The 22,050-nt window shown below is 69.4% G+C and carries 28 protein-coding genes; 19 read left to right on the top strand and 9 right to left on the bottom strand.

Translation table 11 applies throughout. The features are described 5' to 3' along the window. Positions 1 to 6 precede the first annotated feature (6 nt). The 3 genes from LUX31_RS12945 to LUX31_RS12935 form a co-directional block, all read right to left on the bottom strand. Positions 7 to 876 (bottom strand): 1-aminocyclopropane-1-carboxylate deaminase/D-cysteine desulfhydrase, encoded by an 870-nt coding sequence (locus LUX31_RS12945; RefSeq protein ID WP_235474926.1) that lies wholly within the window; start codon positions 874 to 876, stop codon positions 7 to 9. Positions 877 to 1,064: 188 nt separating this feature from the next. Further along, positions 1,065 to 1,655 carry an N-acetylmuramoyl-L-alanine amidase gene (locus LUX31_RS12940; RefSeq protein ID WP_235474925.1) on the bottom strand — a complete coding sequence of 197 codons (591 nt, stop codon included), beginning with the start codon at positions 1,653 to 1,655 and terminating at the stop codon, positions 1,065 to 1,067. Positions 1,656 to 1,772: 117 nt separating this feature from the next. Beyond that, the gene (locus tag LUX31_RS12935) at positions 1,773 to 2,006 is read right to left on the bottom strand and encodes a hypothetical protein (RefSeq protein ID WP_235474924.1); all 234 of its coding nucleotides are present in this window, start codon (positions 2,004 to 2,006) and stop codon (positions 1,773 to 1,775) included. A 304-nt stretch (positions 2,007 to 2,310) separates the two neighbouring features. On the opposite strand from LUX31_RS12935, the gene LUX31_RS12930 reads away from it, so the two are divergent. The 7 genes from LUX31_RS12930 to LUX31_RS12900 all read left to right on the top strand — a co-directional run bounded on the left by LUX31_RS12930 (position 2,311) and on the right by LUX31_RS12900 (position 7,447). Further along, positions 2,311 to 3,717 (top strand): family 2B encapsulin nanocompartment shell protein, encoded by a 1,407-nt coding sequence (locus LUX31_RS12930; RefSeq protein ID WP_235474923.1) that lies wholly within the window; start codon positions 2,311 to 2,313, stop codon positions 3,715 to 3,717. After that, positions 3,714 to 4,985 carry a family 2 encapsulin nanocompartment cargo protein polyprenyl transferase gene (locus LUX31_RS12925; RefSeq protein WP_443045955.1) on the top strand — a complete coding sequence of 424 codons (1,272 nt, stop codon included), beginning with the start codon at positions 3,714 to 3,716 and terminating at the stop codon, positions 4,983 to 4,985. The genes LUX31_RS12930 and LUX31_RS12925 overlap by 4 nt, the downstream gene beginning before the upstream one ends. Before the next feature lie 195 nt (positions 4,986 to 5,180). Further along, entirely contained in the window at positions 5,181 to 5,801 is a 621-nt protein-coding gene (locus tag LUX31_RS12920; protein ID WP_235474921.1) for a GNAT family N-acetyltransferase, read from the top strand. Between the two features lie 22 nt (positions 5,802 to 5,823). Then, positions 5,824 to 6,408 (top strand): dihydrofolate reductase family protein, encoded by a 585-nt coding sequence (locus LUX31_RS12915; protein ID WP_235474920.1) that lies wholly within the window; start codon positions 5,824 to 5,826, stop codon positions 6,406 to 6,408. Positions 6,409 to 6,469: 61 nt separating this feature from the next. Continuing rightward, the gene (locus LUX31_RS12910; RefSeq protein WP_235474919.1) at positions 6,470 to 6,685 is read left to right on the top strand and encodes a hypothetical protein; all 216 of its coding nucleotides are present in this window, start codon (positions 6,470 to 6,472) and stop codon (positions 6,683 to 6,685) included. Further along, the gene (locus LUX31_RS12905) at positions 6,682 to 7,095 is read left to right on the top strand and encodes a YciI family protein (RefSeq protein ID WP_235474918.1); all 414 of its coding nucleotides are present in this window, start codon (positions 6,682 to 6,684) and stop codon (positions 7,093 to 7,095) included. Before LUX31_RS12910 ends, LUX31_RS12905 begins: the two co-directional genes overlap by 4 nt. 19 nt (positions 7,096 to 7,114) lie before the next feature. After that, a complete protein-coding gene (locus LUX31_RS12900) occupies positions 7,115 to 7,447 on the top strand; it encodes a DUF952 domain-containing protein (protein WP_235474917.1) in 333 nt (110 codons plus the stop codon). On the opposite strand, the gene LUX31_RS12895 is transcribed toward LUX31_RS12900, so the two are convergent. Continuing rightward, the gene (locus LUX31_RS12895; RefSeq protein ID WP_235479903.1) at positions 7,396 to 8,178 is read right to left on the bottom strand and encodes a VOC family protein; all 783 of its coding nucleotides are present in this window, start codon (positions 8,176 to 8,178) and stop codon (positions 7,396 to 7,398) included. The genes LUX31_RS12900 and LUX31_RS12895 overlap by 52 nt on opposite strands. A gap of 119 nt (positions 8,179 to 8,297) precedes the next feature. On the opposite strand from LUX31_RS12895, the gene LUX31_RS12890 reads away from it, so the two are divergent. From LUX31_RS12890 to LUX31_RS12875, 4 genes are read left to right on the top strand one after another with little or no spacing between them, the layout of a single operon-like run. After that, positions 8,298 to 9,452, top strand: a complete 1,155-nt coding sequence (locus LUX31_RS12890; RefSeq protein WP_235474916.1) for an inorganic phosphate transporter — start codon at positions 8,298 to 8,300, stop codon at positions 9,450 to 9,452. 16 nt (positions 9,453 to 9,468) lie between these two features. Continuing rightward, positions 9,469 to 9,702 (top strand): hypothetical protein, encoded by a 234-nt coding sequence (locus tag LUX31_RS12885; protein WP_235474915.1) that lies wholly within the window; start codon positions 9,469 to 9,471, stop codon positions 9,700 to 9,702. A 36-nt stretch (positions 9,703 to 9,738) separates the two neighbouring features. Continuing rightward, entirely contained in the window at positions 9,739 to 10,626 is an 888-nt protein-coding gene (gene ppk2 / locus LUX31_RS12880; protein ID WP_235474914.1) for a polyphosphate kinase 2, read from the top strand. A gap of 27 nt (positions 10,627 to 10,653) precedes the next feature. Beyond that, on the top strand, positions 10,654 to 11,037 hold the full coding sequence (locus tag LUX31_RS12875) for a class I SAM-dependent methyltransferase (protein ID WP_443045954.1): 384 nt from the start codon (positions 10,654 to 10,656) through the stop codon (positions 11,035 to 11,037). A 244-nt stretch (positions 11,038 to 11,281) separates the two neighbouring features. On the opposite strand, the gene sodN is transcribed toward LUX31_RS12875, so the two are convergent. Then, positions 11,282 to 11,677: a superoxide dismutase, Ni gene (gene sodN / locus LUX31_RS12870; RefSeq protein WP_164409275.1), complete on the bottom strand. Its 396-nt coding sequence runs from the start codon at positions 11,675 to 11,677 to the stop codon at positions 11,282 to 11,284. Positions 11,678 to 11,821: 144 nt separating this feature from the next. On the opposite strand from sodN, the gene sodX reads away from it, so the two are divergent. Beyond that, a complete protein-coding gene (sodX, locus tag LUX31_RS12865) occupies positions 11,822 to 12,280 on the top strand; it encodes a nickel-type superoxide dismutase maturation protease (protein WP_235474913.1) in 459 nt (152 codons plus the stop codon). On the opposite strand, the gene LUX31_RS12860 is transcribed toward sodX, so the two are convergent. After that, complete coding sequence (locus LUX31_RS12860; RefSeq protein ID WP_235474912.1) at positions 12,184 to 12,813, bottom strand: CGNR zinc finger domain-containing protein; 630 nt, start codon at positions 12,811 to 12,813, stop codon at positions 12,184 to 12,186. The two genes, sodX and LUX31_RS12860, sit on opposite strands and share 97 nt — an antisense overlap. Positions 12,814 to 12,928: 115 nt before the next feature. Between LUX31_RS12860 and LUX31_RS12855 the strand changes: the two genes are divergently transcribed. The 3 genes from LUX31_RS12855 to LUX31_RS12845 all read left to right on the top strand — a co-directional run bounded on the left by LUX31_RS12855 (position 12,929) and on the right by LUX31_RS12845 (position 15,131). Then, positions 12,929 to 13,708, top strand: a complete 780-nt coding sequence (locus tag LUX31_RS12855; protein ID WP_235474911.1) for a class I SAM-dependent methyltransferase — start codon at positions 12,929 to 12,931, stop codon at positions 13,706 to 13,708. A gap of 137 nt (positions 13,709 to 13,845) precedes the next feature. After that, the gene (locus tag LUX31_RS12850; RefSeq protein ID WP_235474910.1) at positions 13,846 to 14,334 is read left to right on the top strand and encodes a SigE family RNA polymerase sigma factor; all 489 of its coding nucleotides are present in this window, start codon (positions 13,846 to 13,848) and stop codon (positions 14,332 to 14,334) included. Further along, positions 14,331 to 15,131, top strand: a complete 801-nt coding sequence (locus LUX31_RS12845; protein ID WP_235474909.1) for a hypothetical protein — start codon at positions 14,331 to 14,333, stop codon at positions 15,129 to 15,131. The genes LUX31_RS12850 and LUX31_RS12845 overlap by 4 nt, the downstream gene beginning before the upstream one ends. Before the next feature lie 65 nt (positions 15,132 to 15,196). On the opposite strand, the gene LUX31_RS12840 is transcribed toward LUX31_RS12845, so the two are convergent. The 3 genes from LUX31_RS12840 to LUX31_RS12830 are packed head-to-tail and all read right to left on the bottom strand — an operon-like array spanning position 15,197 to position 17,927. Beyond that, a complete protein-coding gene (locus LUX31_RS12840) occupies positions 15,197 to 16,000 on the bottom strand; it encodes an amino acid ABC transporter ATP-binding protein (protein ID WP_328285653.1) in 804 nt (267 codons plus the stop codon). Between the two features lie 2 nt (positions 16,001 to 16,002). Then, positions 16,003 to 16,932: an amino acid ABC transporter permease gene (locus LUX31_RS12835; protein WP_235474908.1), complete on the bottom strand. Its 930-nt coding sequence runs from the start codon at positions 16,930 to 16,932 to the stop codon at positions 16,003 to 16,005. 41 nt (positions 16,933 to 16,973) lie between these two features. Continuing rightward, positions 16,974 to 17,927 carry an ABC transporter substrate-binding protein gene (locus LUX31_RS12830; RefSeq protein WP_235474907.1) on the bottom strand — a complete coding sequence of 318 codons (954 nt, stop codon included), beginning with the start codon at positions 17,925 to 17,927 and terminating at the stop codon, positions 16,974 to 16,976. 650 nt (positions 17,928 to 18,577) lie between these two features. Between LUX31_RS12830 and LUX31_RS12825 the strand changes: the two genes are divergently transcribed. The 4 genes from LUX31_RS12825 to LUX31_RS12810 all read left to right on the top strand — a co-directional run bounded on the left by LUX31_RS12825 (position 18,578) and on the right by LUX31_RS12810 (position 21,969). Continuing rightward, positions 18,578 to 19,792, top strand: coding sequence for an NAD(P)-dependent malic enzyme (locus LUX31_RS12825; RefSeq protein ID WP_443045953.1), 1,215 nt, complete (start codon positions 18,578 to 18,580; stop codon positions 19,790 to 19,792). A 321-nt stretch (positions 19,793 to 20,113) separates the two neighbouring features. Next, the gene (locus LUX31_RS12820) at positions 20,114 to 21,079 is read left to right on the top strand and encodes a zinc-binding dehydrogenase (protein ID WP_235474906.1); all 966 of its coding nucleotides are present in this window, start codon (positions 20,114 to 20,116) and stop codon (positions 21,077 to 21,079) included. Positions 21,080 to 21,190: 111 nt separating this feature from the next. Then, a complete protein-coding gene (locus tag LUX31_RS12815; protein WP_105975866.1) occupies positions 21,191 to 21,400 on the top strand; it encodes a helix-turn-helix domain-containing protein in 210 nt (69 codons plus the stop codon). Beyond that, the gene (locus LUX31_RS12810; RefSeq protein WP_235474905.1) at positions 21,400 to 21,969 is read left to right on the top strand and encodes a Clp protease N-terminal domain-containing protein; all 570 of its coding nucleotides are present in this window, start codon (positions 21,400 to 21,402) and stop codon (positions 21,967 to 21,969) included. Before LUX31_RS12815 ends, LUX31_RS12810 begins: the two co-directional genes overlap by 1 nt. The last annotated feature ends 81 nt before the right edge of the window (positions 21,970 to 22,050 follow it).

The following is a 22,050-nucleotide window of genomic DNA, read 5'->3' as shown; positions in this document are numbered from 1 at the left end:
CGTCCGTCACGGGAACGGGCGGCCGGTGATCACCGCCGCGACGGTGGTCCCGCGCGGGAACGCGCCTTCTTCCGCGAGAGCGACAAGTCCGTACAGCATCTTGGCGACATAGAGAGGTTCCATGGGGACGTCGTGACGGGCCTCGAAGTCGTCGGCGAAGGCGTGCAGTTCGGGGGGCGTACGGGCATAGCCGCCGAAGTGGAAACGGTGGTCGAGGGTCCAGGAGCCGCGGGCGCCGCCGAAGGCGAGGTCCTGGAGGGCCCGTATCTCCGCGTCCAGGAAGCCGCCCTTGAGGACCGGGATGCCGAGGGCGCGCTGGTCGGGGGCGAGGCCCGCGGCCAGGCCGGCGAGGGTGCCGCCGGTGCCGCAGGCGACCGCGACGACGTCGGCGTGGCCGCGCAGCTCCTCGCCGAGGGCGCGGCAGCCGCGTACGGCGAGGGCGTTGCTGCCGCCTTCCGGCACGACGTACGCGTCGTCGGCGCCGGCTTCCCTGCGGATGGCGGCGAGGGTGTCGGGGTCGGTCTTGCGCCGGTACGTCGATCTGTCGACGAAGTGCAGGCGCATGCCGTTCGCCGTGCAGTGGGCGAGGGAGGGGTTGAGAGGGCGGGCGGCGAGTTCCTGACCCCGGACGATCCCGATGGCCGGCAGGCCGAGGAGGCGGCCAGCGGTGGCTGTGGCGCGCAGGTGGTTGGAGTAGGCGCCGCCGAAGGTGAGGATCGGGCGTCCGGCGGCGGCATCCAGGTTGGGGACCAGCTTGCGCCACTTGTTGCCGACGAGGTCCGGGTGGATGAGGTCGTCGCGCTTGAGGAGCAGACGGAGGTGGTGGCGGGCGAAGCGGGGGTCGGTGAGCTCTTGGAGGGGGGTGGGGAGGGACACAGAGCCATTTTCGCCCCCGCCGCCCCTACCCGTCCCATCCCTGGGGGCTGCGCCCCCAGACCCCCCCTTTGTCCTCAAACGCCGGACGGGCTGAATATCCAGCCCCTCCCGCGTTTGAGGAGCGGGGGTTCGGGGGCGGAGCCCCCGAGGATGGGAATGGGTAGGGGCGGCGGGGGCGAAGGAAATCCCTACTTCAAGCGGTCCCGTACCCGTTCCCTCAGCCACTGCATGCTGAAGCCCCGTGGGTCGATCTTGCCCGGTTGCCATTCGAGGTGGCCGATGACCGACCGCTCCGTCCAGCCGTGGTGGCGGCACAGCGCCGCGGCGACCTTCTCGATGGCGTCGAGCTGGGCCGGAGGCCAGGGATCCTCGCCGTCGCCGAGGTTCTCGCACTCGAAGCCGTAGAAGTGCCGATTGCCGTCCGTGTTCGCCTCGTTGTCCGGCGGAAGGAGCTTCTCGGCGATCACCGCACGCAGCACGTCGTCGTCGCCCAGACCCGCGTGGTTGGCCCTGCCGTAGCCGACGAGATGGACGCAGCCGTCCTTGGTGATGACGCCGTGGCACAGAGGGCCGGGCAGCTCGGCATAGCCATCGCGGCAGAGTTCCACCGTGTGCTCGCTGCCCTTGGTCACCGTGTGATGGATCATCACGCCGTGCACCGGGCCCCAAGGGCCTTTGTGGTTGCGGTTGTGGTGGGGCCAGTCGCCGACCTCGACGACGGTGACGCCTTCCTCCCTGAGCCGGTCCAGGAAGCTGCCCGCGGACATGGGTGGGGCCATGACCGTCTCCTTACGCGCTGCGCGACGGCCACCGGTCGTGACCGCCTCGTACCGCAGCTTGTACCGGAATCCCACGGTCAAGGGTGAATTGTTCGGACGGCGTGCGAGCCGATCCGGTCACTGGCGCAGGAACGCGTCCCCGTTCACCGCGATGTGACTCTCCAGGGCCTGAAGGGCTCGCTGGGTCGCGTCGGGAGAACCGCTGCCGCGCCGCTCCGCGTAGTACGCCGCACCCAGTTTCTTGAGCAGGTCGCTGCCCGCCCGCTGGGTCTGCACCTCGTCGAGCTTCTGCTTGCCCTGTGTCAGGCCACGCTGTGCCTGTTCCTTCGCGCGGTCCAGGAAGCCTGCCATCGGTGTCTCCTTGTTCGTAGTCCGTCAAAGGCTCAAACGGTCGGTCCGATCTTGAAGTTCCCGAAACGGAGGGAGGAGGGAGAAGGAGACGGCAGAAGAGGTCTTTTCCGTTCGCCCGGTCGAACGATTTGGCGAAGAACCCCTTTGTGCCCACTCCGGAGATGATCCATTCCCGCTCATTCGTGTAGTAGCACGGGCGCGTTCGGTGGGGAAGGCTGGTGCGCGCAGGCGTCCGATGCGGAACGAACCCGAGAGGGATCAGCGCGTCGGCGCATTTAAGAGTTGACCGGGAGGGCAGTTCCTTATGTCGGTAGGCGAAGAGATCCGCACGGAGCAGGACAAGCCGCAGCAGAGTCTCGGCACATCGGCCGCGCGGAATCTGGCCACCACCACCAAGTCCGTCCCCCAGATGCAGGAGATCAGCTCGCGCTGGCTGCTGCGCATGCTCCCCTGGGTGAATGTGCAGGGTGGTACTTACCGTGTGAACCGGCGGCTCACCTACTCCGTGGGGGACGGCCGTCTGACGTTCGTGAAGACCGGTGACCGCGTGGAAGTGGTCCCCGCCGAACTGTCCGAGTTGCCGGCCCTGCGGTCCTACGAGGACGAGGAAGTGCTCACCGAGTTGGCCCGGCGCTGCCAGCAGCGGGAGTTCACACCGGGTTCGGAGATCGCCTCGTTCGGCAGCCCGAACGACGAGGTGTTCCTGCTGGTCCACGGCAAGGTCGAGAAGATCGGCACGGGCCCGTACGGGGACGACGCCGAACTCGGCATGCTCGCCGACGGCGCGTACTTCGGCGACCAGGCACTGCTCGACCCCGACGCCCTCTGGGAGTACACGGCCCGCGCGGTCACCACGGTCACCGTGCTGACCCTCTCCCGGCAGCACTTCGAGCAGGTCACCGAGCGTTCCGACTCGCTGAGCGACCACCTCCAGGCCCTGCGGGCGATCCCGGAGCAGGCCGCCAACAGGTACGGCGAGAAGGAGATCGACCTCGCGGCCGGTCACGTCGGCGAGGCGGACATCCCGCGCACGTTCGTCGACTACGAGGCCAAGCCCCGCGAGTACGAACTGAGCATCGCCCAGACGGTGCTGCGCATCCACTCCCGCGTGGCCGACCTCTACAACCAGCCGATGAACCAGACGGAACAGCAGCTCCGTCTCACGGTCGAGGCCCTGAAGGAGCGCCAGGAGCACGAACTCATCAACAACCGGGAGTTCGGACTGCTCAGCAACTGCGAGTACGACCAGCGGCTCCAGCCGCACGACGGCGTGCCCAGCCCCGACGACCTGGACGAGCTGCTCAGCAGGCGGCGCGGGACCAAGTTCCTGCTCGCCCACCCGCGCGCGATCTCCGCGATCGGCCGTGAGCTGAACAAGCGCGGACTCGTCCCCGAGACGATCGACATGAGCGGCAACCGCATCCCCACCTGGCGCGGTGTGCCGATCTACCCGTGCAACAAGATCCCGGTCACCGAGGCCCGTACGACCTCGATCATCGCCATGCGTACCGGCGAGGCCGAGCAGGGGGTCATCGGGCTCCAGCAGGCCGGTATCCCGGACGAGATCGAGCCCAGTCTGTCCGTGCGGTTCATGGGCATCAACGAACAGGCGGTCATCAACTACCTGGTGACGGCCTACTACTCGGCGGCCGTCCTGGTCCCGGACGCCCTCGGCGTGCTGGAGAACGTCGAGATCGGCCGCTGGCGATGACCCCGCCCCACGGCCCGGTCGAGACCATCGAGACCCTGGATCCGGAAAGGCGGAGCCCCATCGGCAGTCCGGAGGAGTGGCCTGCGGGGAGTTCACCGGAGTCCGGGGCAGGGGAGCGGCCGGCCGTGGGTGCAAGCCAGGCGAACCAGTCGGGCCTGCCGAGGCCGTCGAGGCAGGCGAAGTCCCCCGTACCCGTACGGGGGACGGGAGACGGGGGAGGAGCGGGGGTGTCCGGCGGACCGGAGGGGCAGGATGCCGCCCTCATCCTGGAGCAGGCGCGGGCCGTGGTCGATCCCGCGCTGCGCGGAGCGGTCGATTCGCTGCCCGGGTCCATGCGCCGGGTCGTGCTCTACCACTTCGGGTGGGAGCACGCGGACGGCACCCCGGCGGCGGGCAACGCGGGCAAGGCGATCCGCCCCGCGCTCGTGCTGACCGCCGCCGCGGCACTCGGCGGACGGCGGGAGACAGCCGTACGGGCCGCCGCGGCGGTGGAGCTGGTCCACAACTTCACCCTGCTGCACGACGACGTCATGGACCGGGACACCACCCGCAGACACCGGCCCACCGCCTGGACCGTGTTCGGCGACGCCGACGCGATCCTCGCCGGGGACGCGCTGCAGGCACTGGCGCTCGGACTGCTCGCCGTTGACCCGCACCCGGCGTCCGCCACCGCCGCCGCCCGGCTCGCGTCCTGCGTCGTCGAACTGTGCGAGGGGCAGCACGCGGACACGGCCATGGAGAAACAGGGCCCCGGGGAGGTCACCCTCGCCGAGTGCCTCGCCATGGCCGAGGCCAAGACGGGCGCGCTGATCGGCTGCGCCTGTGCTCTCGGGGCGCTGTACGCGGGCGGTTCGGCCGCGGACGTCGAGGCGATGGACGCGTTCGGCCGGGAGGCCGGGCTCGCCTTTCAGCTCATCGACGACGTGATCGGGATATGGGGGGACCCGAGCCGCACCGGCAAGCCGGCCGGGGCGGATCTGGTCGCCCGCAAGAAGTCCCTGCCCGTGGTCGCCGCACTGGCCTCCGGCACACCGGCGGCCACCGAACTGGCCGAGCTGTACGGGGTTCCGTACGACGAGAGCCAGGAAGGGGCGCTGGAGCGGACGGTGCTCGCGGTCGAGCGGGCGGGCGGCCGGGACTGGGCGCAGCTCCAGGCGGCCGACCGGATGGCCCGCGCGATACACGAACTGTCCCGCGCGGTCCCCGACCCGGAGGCGGCGGGTGGTCTGCTGTCCCTGGCCGAGTTCGTCACCCGCCGCACCACCTGAGACACACATCGCACCACCTGAGGCCCCGGAGCAACCCGTGGCGGGGTGTACGGCCCTGACTCCGTACGACTCGCACCGGCGCTCCGGCCGACGGGTCCCGCACATCCCCACGGTGTGCGGGCCCCGTCACAACTTCCCCACCCGTTATGCTCAACCGCCATACAAGCAACGGCGGTTGGGACAAAGGGGCGGGTCATGGGCGTGGCGATACGTACGGCGGACGAGAGAGACCGGGAGCTGGCCGTCCGGCTGTTGGACGATGCCTTCCAGAACGATCCGGTGAGCGGCTGGATCTTCCCGGACCCGGCGCACCGCCGCGTGACGCATCCGGTACTGGTGGGCGCCTTCGTCGACATCGTGCTCGCCGAGGGCCGCGTCGACCTCGCCGAGGACGGTTCGGCGTGCGCCCTGTGGCTGCCCATGCCCGCCGACGGCCACGCGGAGGCGAGCGAGGGGGACGTACAAGGGGACGAGGGCGACGAAGCGGTCCGCTTGCGCGAGGCCATCGATCCCGACAACGAGCGCGTCGAACTGCTCGTGCGGCTGACGGAGGAGATCCATCCCTCCGGGAGCGCCCACGAATACCTGTGGATGATCGGCGTCGCACCGGACAGCCAGCGCCAGGGCCTGGGGGCGGCTCTCCTCCAGCACACCCTCGACCGCTGCGACCGCGAGGGAACGGCCGCCTATCTGGAGGCGAGCAGTGCCCGCAGCAGCACGCTGTACGAACGGCTCGGCTTCAATCACATCGGCCGCCCCCTCGACCTCCCGGACGGCCCCCGCATGTGGCCCATGTGGCGCGAGCCCCGGCCCTAGGCCCTGACCGAAAGAGAACGGCTTGCGAAAGCTCACCTACTTCGTCGCCTGCTCGATCGACGGATTCATCGGGGACGAGAGCGGCGACGCCTCCTTCATGTACCCGTTCGTCGACGAGCAGTTCCTGGAGTTCCTGAAGACCGAGTACCCCGAGACGATCTCCACCGGGGGCCGCCGCGCCCTCGGCCTGGACGACCTGCCCAACCGCCGTTTCGACACGGTCGTCCAGGGCCGGGCCAGCTACGAGGTCGCTCTGAAGGAGGGCATCACCAGCCCGTACGCCCATCTGCGCGAGTACGTCGCCTCGCGCACCCTGGAGGAGTCGCCGGACCCGCACGTCGAGATCATCGCCGCCGATCTGGTCGCCAGGGTCCGGGAACTCAAGGCGGAGGACGGCGACCGGGGCATCTACCTGTGCGGCGGCTCGCGCCTCGCGGGTGAGCTGATCGACGAGATCGACGAGCTGGTCGTCAAGACGTACCCGATCGTCCTCGGCACCGGGATGCCGATGTTCGGCTCCGGCTTCGAGGTGTCGGAGTTCGCGCTCGACGAGGTGCGCCCGTTCAGGAACGGGGTGCTGGTGCGGACGTACAGCAGGAAGGGTTGAAGCGGCAGAAGAGGCCGAACCGGCGGGGAGCGCCCCGGCGGCTTCCGCAATACCCTGGGGTATGGGCAGCGAACAGTACGACTGTCCCGTCTGCGGGCAGCAGGTGGCCACGGTGATACGGCGGCACAAGACCCTGGGCGCGTGGGTACCGAAGTGGGTCGCCGGGCCGTGCCGGAATCCCGAGTGCGAGGCGTACGCCCCTCCGGCGGCCGAGACCGAGGCAGGCCCTGTGCGGGCGGCCCGGTCGGGGCGGTCCGAGCCGAAGGAGCGGTCATGAAGTACCTGGTGATGGTGCGCGGCACGCAGGCGGACTACGACGCCCAGAACGGCAAGGCGTCCGACGAAGGCCCCACCTGGACCGACGACGACATCCAGGCCATGTACGCGTACATGGGCGCGATCAACGCCGACCTCGCCAGGACGGGCGAGTTCCTCGACGGGAACGGCCTGGCCGAACCCGCGCGGATCAGGCACGTCACCGCGGGCAAGGACGGCGGCACGGTGATCACCGACGATCCGTACGGCGCGAGCGAGGAGCTGATGGCCGGCTACTGGCTCCTGGAGTGCGCGAGCCTGGAGCGGGTCACCGAGATCGCCGCCCGCGTCACCCGCTGCCCGGTCCCGGACGGCGTACCGGAGCATCCCGTGGAGATCCGGCCCGTCCTGGACGATCCCCGGGACCAGTAAGGGCCCGTAGGTTGGGTTGATGTCAGAACTGCCGTACATACTCCACATCACCGAACGCGCCCTGTGGGAGGCGGCCCGCGCGCGGGGCACGTACGAGATGTCGACGCGTGGCCGCACCCTCCAGGAGGAGGGCTTCATCCATTTGTCGACACGCGCCCAGCTCCCGGCCGTGGCCGACTTCCTGTACGGCTCCTACGACGGCCCCGACGACCTGGTGGTGCTGGTCGTGGACCCCGCGCGGCTCGACGTACCCCTGAGGTACGAGGCACCGAAGCCGGGCGGCGAGGAGTTTCCGCATGTCTACGGGGCGATCCCGGTGGGTGCCGTGGTGGACGTCGAGATGTGGGAGTGATTCGGCAGGCCGCCCGTTTCGGGGTCGCGGCCGGTCAGGCAGTACGTGCCGCCCGCCGGGTCGCGCATGACCGTCCAGTGGGGGAAGGGGGCGACGGCCGTGGCCCCCAGTTCCTCGTGGCGGGCGCGGGTCGCCGCGATGTCGGCGCAGGCCAGGTCCAGGTGGGCGGAGGCGCCTGGCCGGTCGGTGCCGAGGCGCTGGAGGAGGACGCGGACCGGGAGGCCGGCCGGGGGCCTGAGGACGTGGAACTCCGGGAGTGAGCCGGGGAGGGAGTCCCAGGCGGTGAGGCGCTCCCAGAAGGCGACCTCCGTGTCGTACGCGGTCGGCGGGACGTCGACGCTCACCTGGTCGAGTCGGCTGCCGTCCACCACGGCGGGCCGTACCGACTCCCCGTGCCAGGGCACGGCGCAGAACAGCTGACCGGCGGGCGACCGCAGCACGGCCCATCCGGTGTACGCGCCGACGACGGTCGCCCCGAGCGCCGTCGCCGAACCGACGAAGGCGTCGACATCCTCGACCGCGAAGTCGAGATGGGCGCCGCCGTCCCCGGAGTCCACCCCCTGGACCTTGACGCAGGCGTCGCCCGCGCCCGGCAGCAGGGTCGTGAACTCGCCCTGCTCGCCCCGGGATTCGGAGAGCCGGGTGTCCGTGACGGCGGTCCAGAACGCCTGGGCGGGGCCGAGGAGTGCGGCGGGCCGGTCGATGAAGGCGTAGGTCCAGCGGATGCCCATACCAGTGCTCATGGGGTGATCGTAAGGTGGCGGTCGTCCACGTCACCTGCGTTTTTTCCAGGAACAGCCTTTGCCCGGAGTTCGTTGCGAATACGCCTGCGCTTGCTTCCATCGAACGCATGGACCACATCACGTTCCTGGTGGCGGTCGTCATCGTGACGGCCCTGGCCTTCGACTTCACCAACGGATTCCACGACACGGCGAACGCGATGGCCACCTCCATCGCCACCGGCGCCCTGAAACCGAAGACAGCGGTCCTGATCGCCGGAGTCCTCAACATCGTCGGCGCGTTCCTGTCCACCGAGGTCGCCAAGACGATCTCCGGCGGCATCGTCGACGACACGCTCGTCAGCCCTGGGATGATCTTCGCCGGGCTGGTCGGGGCGATCCTGTGGAATCTGCTGACCTGGCTGGTGGGGCTGCCGTCGAGTTCCTCGCACGCCCTGTTCGGCGGGCTGATCGGCGCGGTGTGGGTCGGCGCGGGCGCCGACGGTGTCCACTTCACCAAGGTCGTCGAGAAGGTACTGATCCCGGCGCTGGCCTCACCGCTGGTGGCCGGAATCGCGGCTCTGATCGCCACGTACCTCGCCTACAAGCTCACGGCCCGCGCCCGCAAGGACACGGTGACCAAGGGATTCCGGGCCGGTCAGATCGCCTCCGCCTCGCTCGTCTCCCTCGCGCACGGCACGAACGACGCGCAGAAGACCATGGGCATCATCACCCTGACCCTGATCTCCGCGGGCGCGCTCGGCCACGACGCCGGTCCGCCGGTGTGGGTGATCGCGTCGGCCGGTCTCGCCATCGGCCTCGGCACCTATCTGGGCGGCTGGCGGATCATCCGGACCATGGGCAAGGGGCTGACCGAGATCCAGTCGCCGCAGGGCTTCGCCGCCGAGACGGCGTCCACGGCCGTCATCCTCACCTCCGCCCACCTCGGCTTCGCCCTGTCGACCACCCAGGTCGCCTCGGGCAGCATCCTGGGCGCGGGCCTGGGCAGGCGGCTCGCGGAGGTGCGCTGGGGTGTCGCGGGCCGCATGGTCATGGCGTGGCTGATCACCCTGCCCGCCGCGGCGCTGGTCGGCGGGGTCTCAGCGGGCGCCGTCAGGTACGGCGGCACCTTCGGCACCGTCGTCGTCGCGCTGGTCGCCGTTGCGATCGCGGCGGGCATCGTCCTCGCCGCACGCCGCAACCCGGTGCACGCGAACAACGTCAACGACACCCACGAGGTCAGCATCAAGGCGTCGGAGCCGACGAGCGTCGGTACGGCCGCGTGAGCGAGGGAGAACCGAAATGAATCTGGACTGGAGCGCCCTGGGTCAGGTCGCCGCGGTGAGCCTCGGGGCCACCGTCGCCGTGGTCGTCGTCTTCGCCGTCGGTGTCCTCGGACTCGCCCGGGTCGAGGGCGCGCGTGAGAATGACGGTGGTACGCACGCGCTCGGGCTCGCCCAGGCCGGGCTGTGCTTCGTGGCGTGCGCCGCCGTGGTCGCGTACGGCATCTATCTGATCGTGCCGCAGTTCCACTGACCGCAACCGATCACCGACGTTGGGGAGGCCGACAGAATGACACCACTGATGTCCGGGCTGAAGGTCGACTACAGCGACCACGACGAACCCGTCCTCATCCGGCCGGACGGCACTCCGGTCGAGACCTGGCGGGAGAACTACCCCTACGCCGAGCGCATGGAGCGCAAGGAGTACGAGTGGCACAAGCGGCTCCAGCAGATCGAACTGCTGAAGCTGCAGAGCTGGATCAAACAGACCGGCCGCCGCCTGGTCGTCGTCTTCGAGGGCCGGGACGCGGCCGGCAAGGGCGGCACGATCAAGCGCTTCACGGAGCACCTGAACCCGCGCGGCGCCCGGGTGGTCGCCCTGGAGAAGCCCACCGAACGCGAACGCGGCCAGTGGTACTTCCAGCGGTACGTCGAACACCTGCCGACCGCCGGCGAGATAGTGCTGTTCGACCGCTCCTGGTACAACCGGGCCGGTGTGGAACGGGTCATGGGCTTCTGTACGGACGACGAGTACCGGCGCTTCACCCGCCAGGCCCCGCTGTTCGAGCGGATGCTCGTCGACGACGGCGTCGACCTGATCAAGTTCTGGTTCTCGGTCTCCCAGGGCGAACAGCGCACCCGTTTCACGATCCGTCAGGTCGACCCCGTACGGCAGTGGAAGCTCAGCCCCATGGACCTCGCGTCCCTGGACCGCTGGGACGACTACACGGCGGCCAAGGTCGCCATGTTCCGCGAGACGGACACCGAACAGGCGCCCTGGACGGTGGTGAAGAGCAACGACAAGAAGCGGGCGCGGGTCGAGGCGATGCGCAGCGTGCTGGCCCGCTTCGATTACACGGGCAAGGACGAGGAGGTCGTCGGCAGCCCGGACCCGAGCATCGTGGGCGCGGCGGCGAACCTGCTGGAGGCGGGCGAGGACGACGACGGCGGCATGTGAACCGCCCACGGCGGGGATGCCTCCGAGGTGACCGAACCCGCCGCAGCCACCGACCGGACCCGCCTCGCCGAGAGCGCCTACGGCACCGACCGGCACCTGGCCGCCCGCCAGGCGCTCTACCGGTGGCAGACGCCCCGTCACGACCTGCCCGGCATCGCTGCCGGGCAGCTTCGTGACGTACGGGGCCGCGTGGTCGACGTCGGCTGCGGCAACGGCAGGTTCGTACGGCGGCTGCGCGAGCACCGGCCCGCGCACACCGTACTGGGCCTGGACATCGCGCCCGGCATCCTCTCCGGCGTCCCCGGCCCGGTCGCCGTGGCGGATGTCACACGACTGCCGCTGGCTTCGGGGAGCGTGGGCGCGGCGCTGGCTGTGCAGGGTGCGGGAGTTGTCGCGCGTCGTCGCTTCTGATGGGCCCGAGTTCGCCTCGACCAACGGCGAGTGTGACAAGGCTGAACTGGACGACCTGCGGCAGCGGGCCGCGAGCGACCTGCTCCGTGCTCCGCGCCGGACAGGAACAGGGAGGAACTCGTCCGGGTAGGAACGACCCGTCGAGCGGGCCCGCGTCATCGTCACCGACGAGTGCTCACGCGGTCGTGGGCAGCGAAAAGGGGCCGGTCGACATCGATCGGCCCCTTTTCGGCGAAAGCCCGCATCAGGCCTTCTTGGTCTCCCAGAAGATCTTGTCGATCTGGGCGATGTAGTCCAGGGCCTTCTGGCCCGTCGCCGGGTCGGTCGACGCCTTGGCGGCCGAGAGGGCCTTCAGGGTGTCGTTGACCAGCTGGTGCAGCTCCGGGTACTTCTCGAAGTGCGGGGGCTTGAAGTAGTCGCTCCACAGCACGGAAACGTGGTGCTTGGCGAGTTCTGCGCGCTGTTCCTTGATGACGGTGGCACGCGCCTGGAAGTGCGGGTCGTCGTTGGCGGCAATCTTGTCCTGCACGGCCTTCACCGACTCCGCCTCGATGCGGGCCTGGGCCGGGTCGTAAACACCGCAGGGCAGGTCGCAGTGGGCGCTGACCTTGACCTTGGGGGCAAACAGGCGGGAAAGCATGGAGCGTTCCTTCCTCGTGATCGTCTTCTCAGGTTGGACATTACTCCCTGAGAGAGGGGTTTTCGCGAGTGCCCCCATGGGCTTAGGACAAAAGTAGGGCGTCAGACTGGGACTGGTGGAGGATGGAACCGGGGAGGTGCCGGGATGCCGGAGCTGTCGCAGGAGAGCGCACACGGGAGTGAGCGCGGGAGTGAGCACGGAGAGGTCGCGAAGCTCTTCGGATGGGTTGAAGTGACCGGGCCCTCGATGGTGCCCACGCTGTATCACGGCGATTTTCTCGTGGTGCGCTACGGGGGCAGGGTCAGGGCCGGGGAGATCGTCGTTCTGCGCCATCCGTTCCAGCAGGACCTGCTGGTCGTCAAACGGGCCGTGGAGCGCCGTGAGGGCGGTTGGTGGGTGCTGGGGGACAACTCCTTCGCCGGCGGCGACAGCACCGACTACGGGACCGTGCCGCACGATCTGATCCTGGGCCGGGTCCGGTTCCGCTACCGGCCGCTGAAGCCCGGTCAGCGTTCGCCGCTGGCGCTGCTGCGCTGGGCGCTCTCGGCCGCGAGGCCCGTCTTCTCGGACCGGTCCGCCTCCAGGCGTTTGCGGGCGCGGTAGGCGGCCACGTTGGCCCGGGTCGCGCAGCGGTCGGAGCAGTAGCGGCGGGAGCGGTTCGTCGAGGTGTCGAGGTAGGCGTTGCGGCAGGGCGGCGCCTCGCACAGGCCCAGGCGGTCCACGCCGTACTCGGTGAGGTGGAAGGCCAGTCCCATCGCGGCGATGGCCGCGTAGCCCGCGGTCGCGTTCGACGGGTGGTCGGCGAGATGCATGTGCCACAGCGGGCGCCCGTCGTCGTCCCGGAAGTCGTGCCCGGAGATCTGCGGGCTCACCGGGAACTCCAGCAGGAGTGAGTTCAGCAGGTCCACCGAGAGCGTCTCGTCGCCCGTGTCCGCCGCCTCGAAGACGGCGCGCAGCCGGGCCCGTACGGAGCGGAACCGGGTCACGTCGGCGTCGGTGGCGCGGCGGGCGGCCTGCTGGTTGGCGCCGAAGAGGTCGCGCACCGCGTCGGTCGAGGTCAACGTGTCCTTTCCGCGCGCCGGTTCCTCGGTGTTGACGAGACGCACGGCGTAGTCCGAGTAATAGGCCAGTTCCACTTGTAGTCCTTACGGGCGCGTTCTATGGTCGTCGGTGTGGGCGGAAGTAACGGCTGACATTGCTTCCAGGGTATTACGCATGTGTTCAAAGTGAGCGGCCGACCGAGGGGCTTCGATGACCATCAGTATTGGCAACACTGGTACAAACGCCGGAACCGACTGGAATGCCTGGCAGGAGAGCTGGGACCGGCAGCAGGAGTGGTACCTGCCGGACCGGGAGGAACGGTTCAGGGTCATGCTCGACATGGTCGAGGCCCTCGTCGGCCCCGCCCCGCGCGTGCTCGACCTCGCGTGCGGCACGGGAAGTATCACGGCCCGGCTCCTCGACCGGTTCCCCGGGGCCACCAGCACCGGCGTCGACCTCGACCCGGCGCTCCTCGCCATCGCCGAGGGCACCTTCGCGGGCGACGACCGCGTCACCTTCGTCACGGCCGACCTCAAGGACCCGCAGTGGGCCGGCGGGCTGCCGTACGACTCGTACGACGCCGTCCTGACCGCCACCGCCCTGCACTGGCTGCACAGCGACCCCCTCGCGGACCTCTACGGCCGGATCGCGGAGGTCGTCCGCGACGGCGGTCTGTTCATGAACGCGGACCACATGATCGACGACAGCACGCCCCGGATCAACGCGGCGGAGCGCGCACTGCGCCACGCACGTATGGATCAGGCCAAACAGAACGGCGTCGTCGACTGGGCGCAATGGTGGCAGCTCGCCGCCCAGGACCCCGTCCTCGCCGGGCCGACCGCCCGCCGCTTCGAGATCTACGGCGAGCACGCGGAAGGCGACACACCCTCCGCCGAGTGGCACGCGCGCGTGCTGCGCGACAAGGGGTTCGCGGAGGTGCGTCCCGTGTGGTGCTCGCCCTCGGACACCCTGCTGCTCGCCCTCAAGTAACCCCGGCAGCGCGTGCGGTGGAGGCGGTACGGAGAATCCGTACCGCCTTTTCCGTGCGCGCCGCGTCCTCGACGGGTCCCCGGCGCACTGGTAGGGGTGAGGCGGTCCTCGACCAGGGGACCGGGAAGGGGGGAAGGATGATGCGGGGCGCGGACGCGACTCTGCACGCCTTCGTGGAGGGCAGACGCACGGCGCTGTTCCGGAGCGCCTATCTGCTCTGCGGCAACCGTGACGAGGCCGAGGATCTCGTCCAGACGACGCTCGTGAAGGTCGTCCTCGGGGCGCGCAGATACGGGCGGCTGGACAATCTGGAGGCCTACGCCCGCCAGACGCTGGTCAACACCTTCATCGCGGGGCGCCGGCGCTTCTGGCGGCGCGAACACGCGTACGGCGAACTGCCGGAGACGCCCGTCGAGGCGGCGGACAACGACACGGGGCTGATGGTGCGCGCGGCACTGGCGAAGCTCGCGCCCAAGCAGCGGGCGGTGCTGGTGCTGCGCTACTGGGAGGACCTCAGCGTCAACGACACCGCGGACCTGCTCGGTATGCGGGTGAGCACGGTGAAGAGCCACACGGCCAGGGGAATCGCGGCGATGCGGGCCGCGGTGCGGGAGGAGCACGTATGAGCACCGACATCGACGAGGTCGAGACCTGGCTGGAGGGGCGCGAGCTTCTCGGGCGGGCCGTGGGAGGGGTCTCCGCGCCGACGGGGGCCGGTACGGAGGCGGTGTTCGCGCGGGCCGCGCGGGTGCGGCGGCGACGGTGGAGCGCGGTGACGGTCGTCGCGGCGGCCGGGGTCGCGGCGGGGGTGGTGGCGGGGCCCGGGTGGCTGACGTACGACGAGGGCGGTGGCGGCGCCGCGAACACGGGGACGATCAAGCCTCCCGGCCGGGCCACCGCCCTGGCGGCCGAGTTCGCGAAGCTGCTGCCCCCCGGTGTCGGTGCGATCCGTGAAGTGGACATGGACTACGTCCTGTTCCGGGAGCCGGAGCATTCGGAGGCCGGCCCCTTCGGCAAGTACTACGGCTCCTACACGGTCACCAGGGACGGCGGGGTCGGCTACCTCCGGGTGATCAACGGGTTCAGCAAGGTTCGGAGCCCGAGCTGGAAGAGTCCTTGTTCGCTTCCGGGCAAGGAGGACGGGCAGGAGTGCACCTTCGAGAGGCTGCCGAACGGCAACGTCCTCGAAGTCCGGAAGGGCTGGAAGCACGGCAGCGTCTTCATGGACAACCGCCGCACCTGGGGTGAGTACCTCATGGCCACGCTCTACCTGAAGACCGGCGGCACGGTCGAGGTCCACGACACCACCGGCTTCACCGGCAGGTACTCACTGGGGCCTCTGCTCAGGACCGCGCCGCTGACCAAGAGCCAGCTGCGTGAACTGGCGCTCACGCCCGAGCTGTTGAAGACGAGGAGCAACTAGGGCAACGCGGAAGGGGCGGTACGAGGATCTCGTACCGCCCCTTCCGTACGTACCCGTACGTCGCCTCAGAGGACCTTGGACAGGAACGACTGGGTTCGTTCGTGCTGCGGGTTCGTCAGGACGTCGCGGGGGTTGCCGGACTCGACGACCACGCCGCCGTCCATGAAGACGAGGCTGTCGCCCACCTCGCGGGCGAAGCCCATCTCGTGGGTGACGACGATCATCGTCATCCCGGACTCGGCCAGGTCGCGCATGACGTCGAGGACGTCACCGACCAGCTCCGGGTCCAGGGCCGAGGTCGGCTCGTCGAACAGCATCAGCTTCGGGTCCATGGCCAGGGCCCGGGCGATGGCGACGCGCTGCTGCTGGCCGCCGGAGAGCTGCGTGGGGTAGGTGCCCGCCTTGTCGGCCAGGCCCACGCGCTCCAGGAGCTGGCCCGCGCGCTCACGGGCCTGCGCCTTGCTCACGCCCTTGACCTGGACCGGCGCCTCCATGACGTTCTCCAGCGCCGTCATGTGCGGGAACAGGTTGAAGCGCTGGAAGACCATGCCGATGTCCCGGCGCTTCAGCGCGACCTCGCTGTCCTTCAGCTCGTACAGCTTGTCGCCCTTCTGGCGGTAGCCGACCAGCTCCCCGTCGACGTACAGGCGCCCCGCGTTGACCTTCTCCAGGTGGTTGATGCACCGGAGGAACGTCGACTTGCCGGAGCCGGAAGGGCCGATGAGGCAGAACACCTCGCCCGACTTCACTTCCAGGTCGATGCCCTTGAGGACCTCGACGGGGCCGAAGGACTTGTGCACGCCCTCCGACTTGACCATCGCGACGGCTTCGGGGCCGGGGGCAGGGTTCGTGACCTTTTCCGTGCTCATGGTCAGCGCCTCCAGCTTCCGAGGGACAGCAAGTTCGCCTTGATCTTCTGCAACGGCGTGGCCGGAAGCGAACGGCTGGAACCACGCGCGTAGTACCGCTCGATGTAGTACTGGCCGACGCTGAGGATCGAGGTGAGGATCAGGTACCAGGCCGCTGCGAGGAAGTACATCTCCACCGGGGCACCGGACGTCTGTCCGATGTCCTGGGCGTAGCGGAACAGTTCGGCGAACTGCACCACCGACACCAGCGAGGTCGTCTTCAGCATGTTGATGACCTCGTTGCCCGTGGGCGGCACGATCACGCGCATCGCCTGCGGGATCACGATCCGGCGCAGGGTCTTGGCGTGGCTCATGCCCAGGGCGTGCGAGGCCTCGGTCTGGCCCTCGTCGACCGACAGGAGGCCGGCGCGGCAGATCTCCGCCATGTAGGCGGCCTCGTTCAGGCCCAGGCCCAGGAGCGCCGTCAGCAGCGGCGTCATGAAGCTGGACCAGTAGTCCTTGTAGATCGGACCGAGGTTGATGTACGTGAAGACCAGGCCCAGGTTGAACCAGACGACCAGCTGGACCAGGACCGGGGTGCCGCGGAAGAACCAGATGTAGAACCAGGCGATGGTCGAGGTCACCGGGTTCTTCGACAGCCGCATGACGGCGAGCAGGATGCCGCCGACGATGCCGATCAGCATCGACAGGACCGTCAGCAGCAGGGTCTTCCAGACACCGGTGATGATGCGGTCGTCGAAGAAGTAGTCCGGTACGGCGCCCCAGTTGATGTTGCCCTGGGCGAACGCGTAGATGATCGCGACGAAGAGCGCGATCGCGATCAGGGCCGAGACGTACCGCCCGTAGTGCCGGACCGGGATGGCCTTGATGGCCTCCGGTCCGGCCGGGGGAGTGTCCGCCGGTCCTGTCGTCTTGTCGGTGTCAACAGTCACGGGTGTTGCCTTTCAGTGCCCGTAGCTTCCGTGAGCCCGGGTCACTTGCCGCCGTTGACGGTGGCCGCGGTCACGGCGCCGTCCTCGACGCCCCACTTGGCGATGATCTTGCCGTACTCGCCGTTCTTGATGATCGCGTCGAGCGCGGCCTTCAGGGCGTCCCGCAGCTCCGTGTTCGTCTTGGCGACCGCGATGCCGTACGGGGCCGCCTCGACCTGCTCACCGACGACCTGGAAGTCGTTGCCGCCGCCCGAGGTCTTCACCGCGTACGCCGTGACGGGGAAGTCGGAGGAGCCGGCGTCCGCGCCGCCCGCGCGCACCCGGGTCTGGGCCTGCTGGTCGTTGTCGTACGACTCGATGGCGATCTTCTTGCCACCCGTACACTTCGCCGTCTCGGCCTTGGCGAGGTCCTCGGAGACCGTGCCGCGCTGCACCGCGATCTTCTTGCCGCAGAGGTCGGACCAGCTCTTGATGCCCTGGTCGTCGCCCTTCTTGGTGTAGATCGAGACACCGGCGGTGAAGTAGTCGACGAAGTCGACGCCCTCGCCGACCTTCTTGCCGTTCTCGGTGCCCTCCTGGCGGTCCTTGGTGTCGGTCATCGCGGACATGGCGATGTCGTACCGCTTGGAGCGCAGACCCGTGATCAGGGTGTCGAAGGTGCCGTTCTGGAACTCGAACTTCACGCCGAGCTGCTTGCCCATGGCGTCCGCGATGTCCGGGTCGATACCGACGGTCTTGCCCGAGTCGTCCTTGAACTCGACCGGCGCGTACGCGATGTCCGAGCCGACCGTGATGACGCCCTTGTCCCGGATCGCCTGGGGGAGCTGGTCGGCCAGCGGGGCCGAGCTCGTCGAGGCGCTCTCCGAGCCGTTGTCCTTGTCCTTGGTCTGGTCACCGCACCCGGTGAGCAGCAGGGCGCCCGCGACCGCGATCGCACCGACCGCGGCTAGCCGGTTCTGCGCGGCGGTCGTACGAAGGGTGGAGCTTGCGGTCATGGTGGGTTCCTCCGGCGGATGGATGGTGTGCCATTGGGGCCGGTGTCCGCCAGGTGGGGCGGACGGTCCGGCGGGTCGACTTGTGTGCACGCATCTTTGAGTGTCGCGACCTTGTGTGATTACGGCATCTTGCCATTCGGAGTGAGGCGTTCAGACGACCGGCTATGTCAAAATCGGATAACGGGTCACCCCCGTTGAGCGTCAGGTCGGTGTATCAGAGCCGGACCTTCCCGGATTTTCTACGGGAATCATTCGTTCCGGCCGGAAGATCTTCGGTGTATCTCGCCAGGTGAGCGGCTCTTGCCATCCGCACGTACATCCGTATGGACGGCCGCCCGAGGACTCCGTCCGGCCCAAGACCCGACCCGACTCGCTTCTCGATTTGATCGATCATGTCCGGGTATGCAGCCGTGTGTGGTGATAAGCCATGTCACCCACGTGTGACCTTCGACTTACAGGGGTCGTCGTCGGTGTCCTCCGTCCGGTAAGAAGGTTCCTTACACCCCTCATCCGGGGCTCAGGGCGCGTGTGCGGCGCGTCCGTCGCGCTTGTGCCCGTGCGCATCACTCACCGGGGCCTCGCGCGGTGCCCGCCCACCCCTCACCAGGAGTGGTCACCCTCAAACCTTGAAGACTTAAGGGGTACAAAAAGTGGCAGCGGAGATCGTCAATCCTCGCAGCGACATCAGCATCGGCACCGGCGGCGACGCCGGTGAGTTCGACCCGGCGTTCGCTCTCCACCGGGGCGGCAAGATGGCCGTGCAGGCCACCGTGCCCATCCGTGACAAGGACGACCTGTCCCTCGCGTACACACCCGGTGTGGCCCGGGTGTGCACCGCCATCGCCGAGCAGCCCGACCTCGTCAACGACTACACCTGGAAGTCGTCCGTCGTCGCGGTCGTGACGGACGGTACGGCGGTGCTCGGACTCGGGGACATCGGTCCCGAGGCGTCCCTTCCGGTGATGGAGGGCAAGGCGATCCTGTTCAAGCAGTTCGGCGGCGTGGACGCGGTCCCGATCGCGCTGGCCTGCACGGGCGTGGACGAGATCGTCGAGACCGTGGTCCGGCTGGCGCCGTCCTTCGGCGGGGTCAACCTGGAGGACATCTCGGCGCCGCGGTGCTTCGAGATCGAGCGGCAGCTCCAGGAGCGGCTGGACATCCCCGTCTTCCACGACGACCAGCACGGCACGGCGGTCGTGACGCTGGCGGCGCTGCGCAACGCGGCACGGCTCACCGGGCGGGAGCTGGGCGAGCTGCGGGGTGTCATCTCGGGTGCGGGTGCGGCGGGTGTCGCCATCGCCAAGTTCTTGTTGGAGGCGGGGCTCGGCGATGTCGCCGTCGCCGACCGCAAGGGCATCGTCTCGGTGGACCGGGACGACCTCACGCCGGTCAAGCGCGAGCTGGCCGAGCTGACGAACCGGGCGGGGCTGAGCGGGTCGCTCGAGTCCGCGCTCGCCGGCGCGGACGTCTTCATCGGGGTCTCCGGGGGTACGGTCCCGGAGGCGGCGGTGGCTTCCATGGCGGACGGCGCGTTCGTGTTCGCGATGGCCAACCCGGACCCCGAGGTGCACCCGGATGTGGCGCACAAGTACGCGGCGGTCGTCGCTACCGGGCGGTCGGACTTCCCGAACCAGATCAACAACGTGCTGGCGTTTCCGGGGATCTTCGCGGGGGCGTTGCAGGTGCGGGCGTCTCGGATCACGGAGGGGATGAAGATCGCGGCGGCGGATGCGTTGGCTGCGGTGGTGGGTGAGGATCTTGCCGCCGATTACGTGATTCCGTCGCCGTTCGACGAGCGGGTTGCTCCGGCGGTCACCGCGGCGGTTGCCGCGGCGGCTCGGGCGGAGGGGGTCGCTCGACGCTGAGCGCGAGCGGCTTGGGTGTTGGGGGTGGTCCCGTCCGGCTTCGGCTGTGGCGGGGCCATTCTTTTTTCGCCCCCGCCGCCCCTACCCGTCCCATCCCCTGGGGGCTGCGCCCCCAGACCCCCCTATCGGCCTGAACGGCCTCGTCCTCAAACGCCGGACGGGCTGGGTATCTCAGCCCCTCCGGCGTTTGAGGAGCGGGGGTTCGGGGGCGGAGCCCCCGAGGATGGGACGGGTAGGGGCGGCGGGGGCGAAATCAAGAGGGCGTGTGTCACAGGGGCGTGCCGTTCCCCCCGGGTGCGGCGGGCCCCTATCGTCGACGTCATGTTCGCTGCCTACGCCGCCCGCATCGACCCCGACCACCCGCTCGACGGGCTGGAGTTGGGCGACCGCCCAGCCCCGGAGGCGCGCCCCGGCTGGGCGACCGTCGACGTCAGGGCCGCCTCGCTCAACCACCATGACCTGTGGTCCCTGCGCGGAGTCGGACTCCCCGAGGACCGGCTCCCGATGATCCTCGGCTGCGACGCCGCCGGCGTCGACGCGGACGGCAACGAGGTCGTCCTGCACTCCGTCATCGGCCAGACGGGGCACGGCGTCGGTCCTAAAGAACCCCGTTCCATCCTTACCGAGCGCTACCAGGGCACCTTCGCCGAGCAGGTCGCCGTACCGGCGTGGAACGTCCTGCCCAAGCCCAAGGAGCTGTCCTTCGCCGAGGCCGCCTGTCTGCCCACCGCCTGGCTGACCGCGTACCGCATGCTCTTCACCAACGCGGGCGTACGCCCCGGCGACTCGGTGCTCGTCCAGGGCGCCGGCGGCGGTGTCGCGACCGCCGCGATCGTGCTCGGCAAGGCGGCGGGCCTGCGTGTCTTCGCCACCAGCCGGGACGAGGCCAAGCGGAAGCGGGCCGTCGAGCTCGGTGCCGTCGAGGCGGTCGAGTCCGGGGCGCGGCTGCCGCAGCGCGTGGACGCCGTGATCGAGACGGTCGGGGCGGCCACCTGGTCGCACTCGGTCAAGTCGCTGCGGCCCGGCGGCACGCTCGTCATCTCGGGCGCCACCAGCGGAGACCGCCCCTCGCACGCCGAACTGACCCGCATCTTCTTCCTGGAACTCAAGGTCGTCGGCTCGACCATGGGCACCAAGGACGAGCTGGAGGACCTGCTGTCCTTCTGCGCCGCCACCGGCGTACGCCCCGTCATCGACGAGGTGCTCCCGCTGGACCGGGCCCGCGAGGGCTTCGAACGCCTGGAGTCCGGCGATCTCTTCGGCAAGATCGTTCTCAGTACCTCCTGATCACGTCCTGATCACGTCCTGATCACGTCCTGATCGTCGTTCACCGGGTTCACCTGACCCGAGTTGTCAACTTTGGTTGACATGGAGCGGGCGTCAACCTACATTGACATCATGACCGAAGCAACAGATCTCGCCGAGCGCGCGGGTGACCGCGACCCGCGGGTCGGGCTGCGGGCCGTCTCCGCGCTGCGGAAGCTGGTCGAGCAGTTGGAGGCCGTGCAGGTGCGCGGTGCGCGCAATCAGGGCTGGTCGTGGCAGGAGATCGCCGCCGAACTGGGTGTCAGCAGGCAGGCCGTGCACAAGAAATACGGGAGGCAGTGATGTTCGAACGGTTCACGAACGATGCGCGCGCCGTGGTGAAGAGTGCCGTCGAGCACTCCGAGCGCGGCGGCAGCCGGTCCGTCGACGCCGAGCACCTGCTGCTCGCGCTGCTCGACCGCGAGGCGAGCCGGGCCTCCTTCGCGCTGGCCTCGCTCGGGCTCGCCGCCGACCGCAAGGAGCCGGTGAAGTCCGCCCTCGCCGACGCCCGGCGCCGCGCCGGGCTGTCCCAGGCCGAGACGGACGCCCTCGCCGGGCTCGGTATCGACGTCTCCGACCTCGTCTCCCGCGTCGAGGATGCGCACGGCGTCGGCGCGATGTCCGGCGACCGCAAGGACACGGGCTGGTGGTCGGGGCGCCGCACCTTCAGCCGGGACGCCAAGGAGGTGCTGGAGAGGTGCCTGCGCATCGCGGTGGCCCACCGGGACCGCCGGATCGGCGACGAGCACATCCTTCTCGCCCTCACGGCCCGCCCCGGTGTGCCGTCGGAGGTCCTCGCCGATCGGGGAGTCACGTACGAGGCCCTGAGCCGTGTGCTGTACGGCGGGGGCGAGGCGAAGGCCGCCGGCTGAGGGGCTCGGGGTGGCGGGCTCGGGGTGGCGGGCTCGGGCTGAGGCCCGGCTGAGGCCCGTCGGGCGGGTGCCCTGCGGTCC

It is taken from the genome of Streptomyces sp. GQFP (assembly GCF_021545335.1).
Lineage (GTDB): Bacteria > Actinomycetota > Actinomycetes > Streptomycetales > Streptomycetaceae > Streptomyces.
This window is presented reverse-complemented; position numbering and strand designations above follow the sequence as displayed.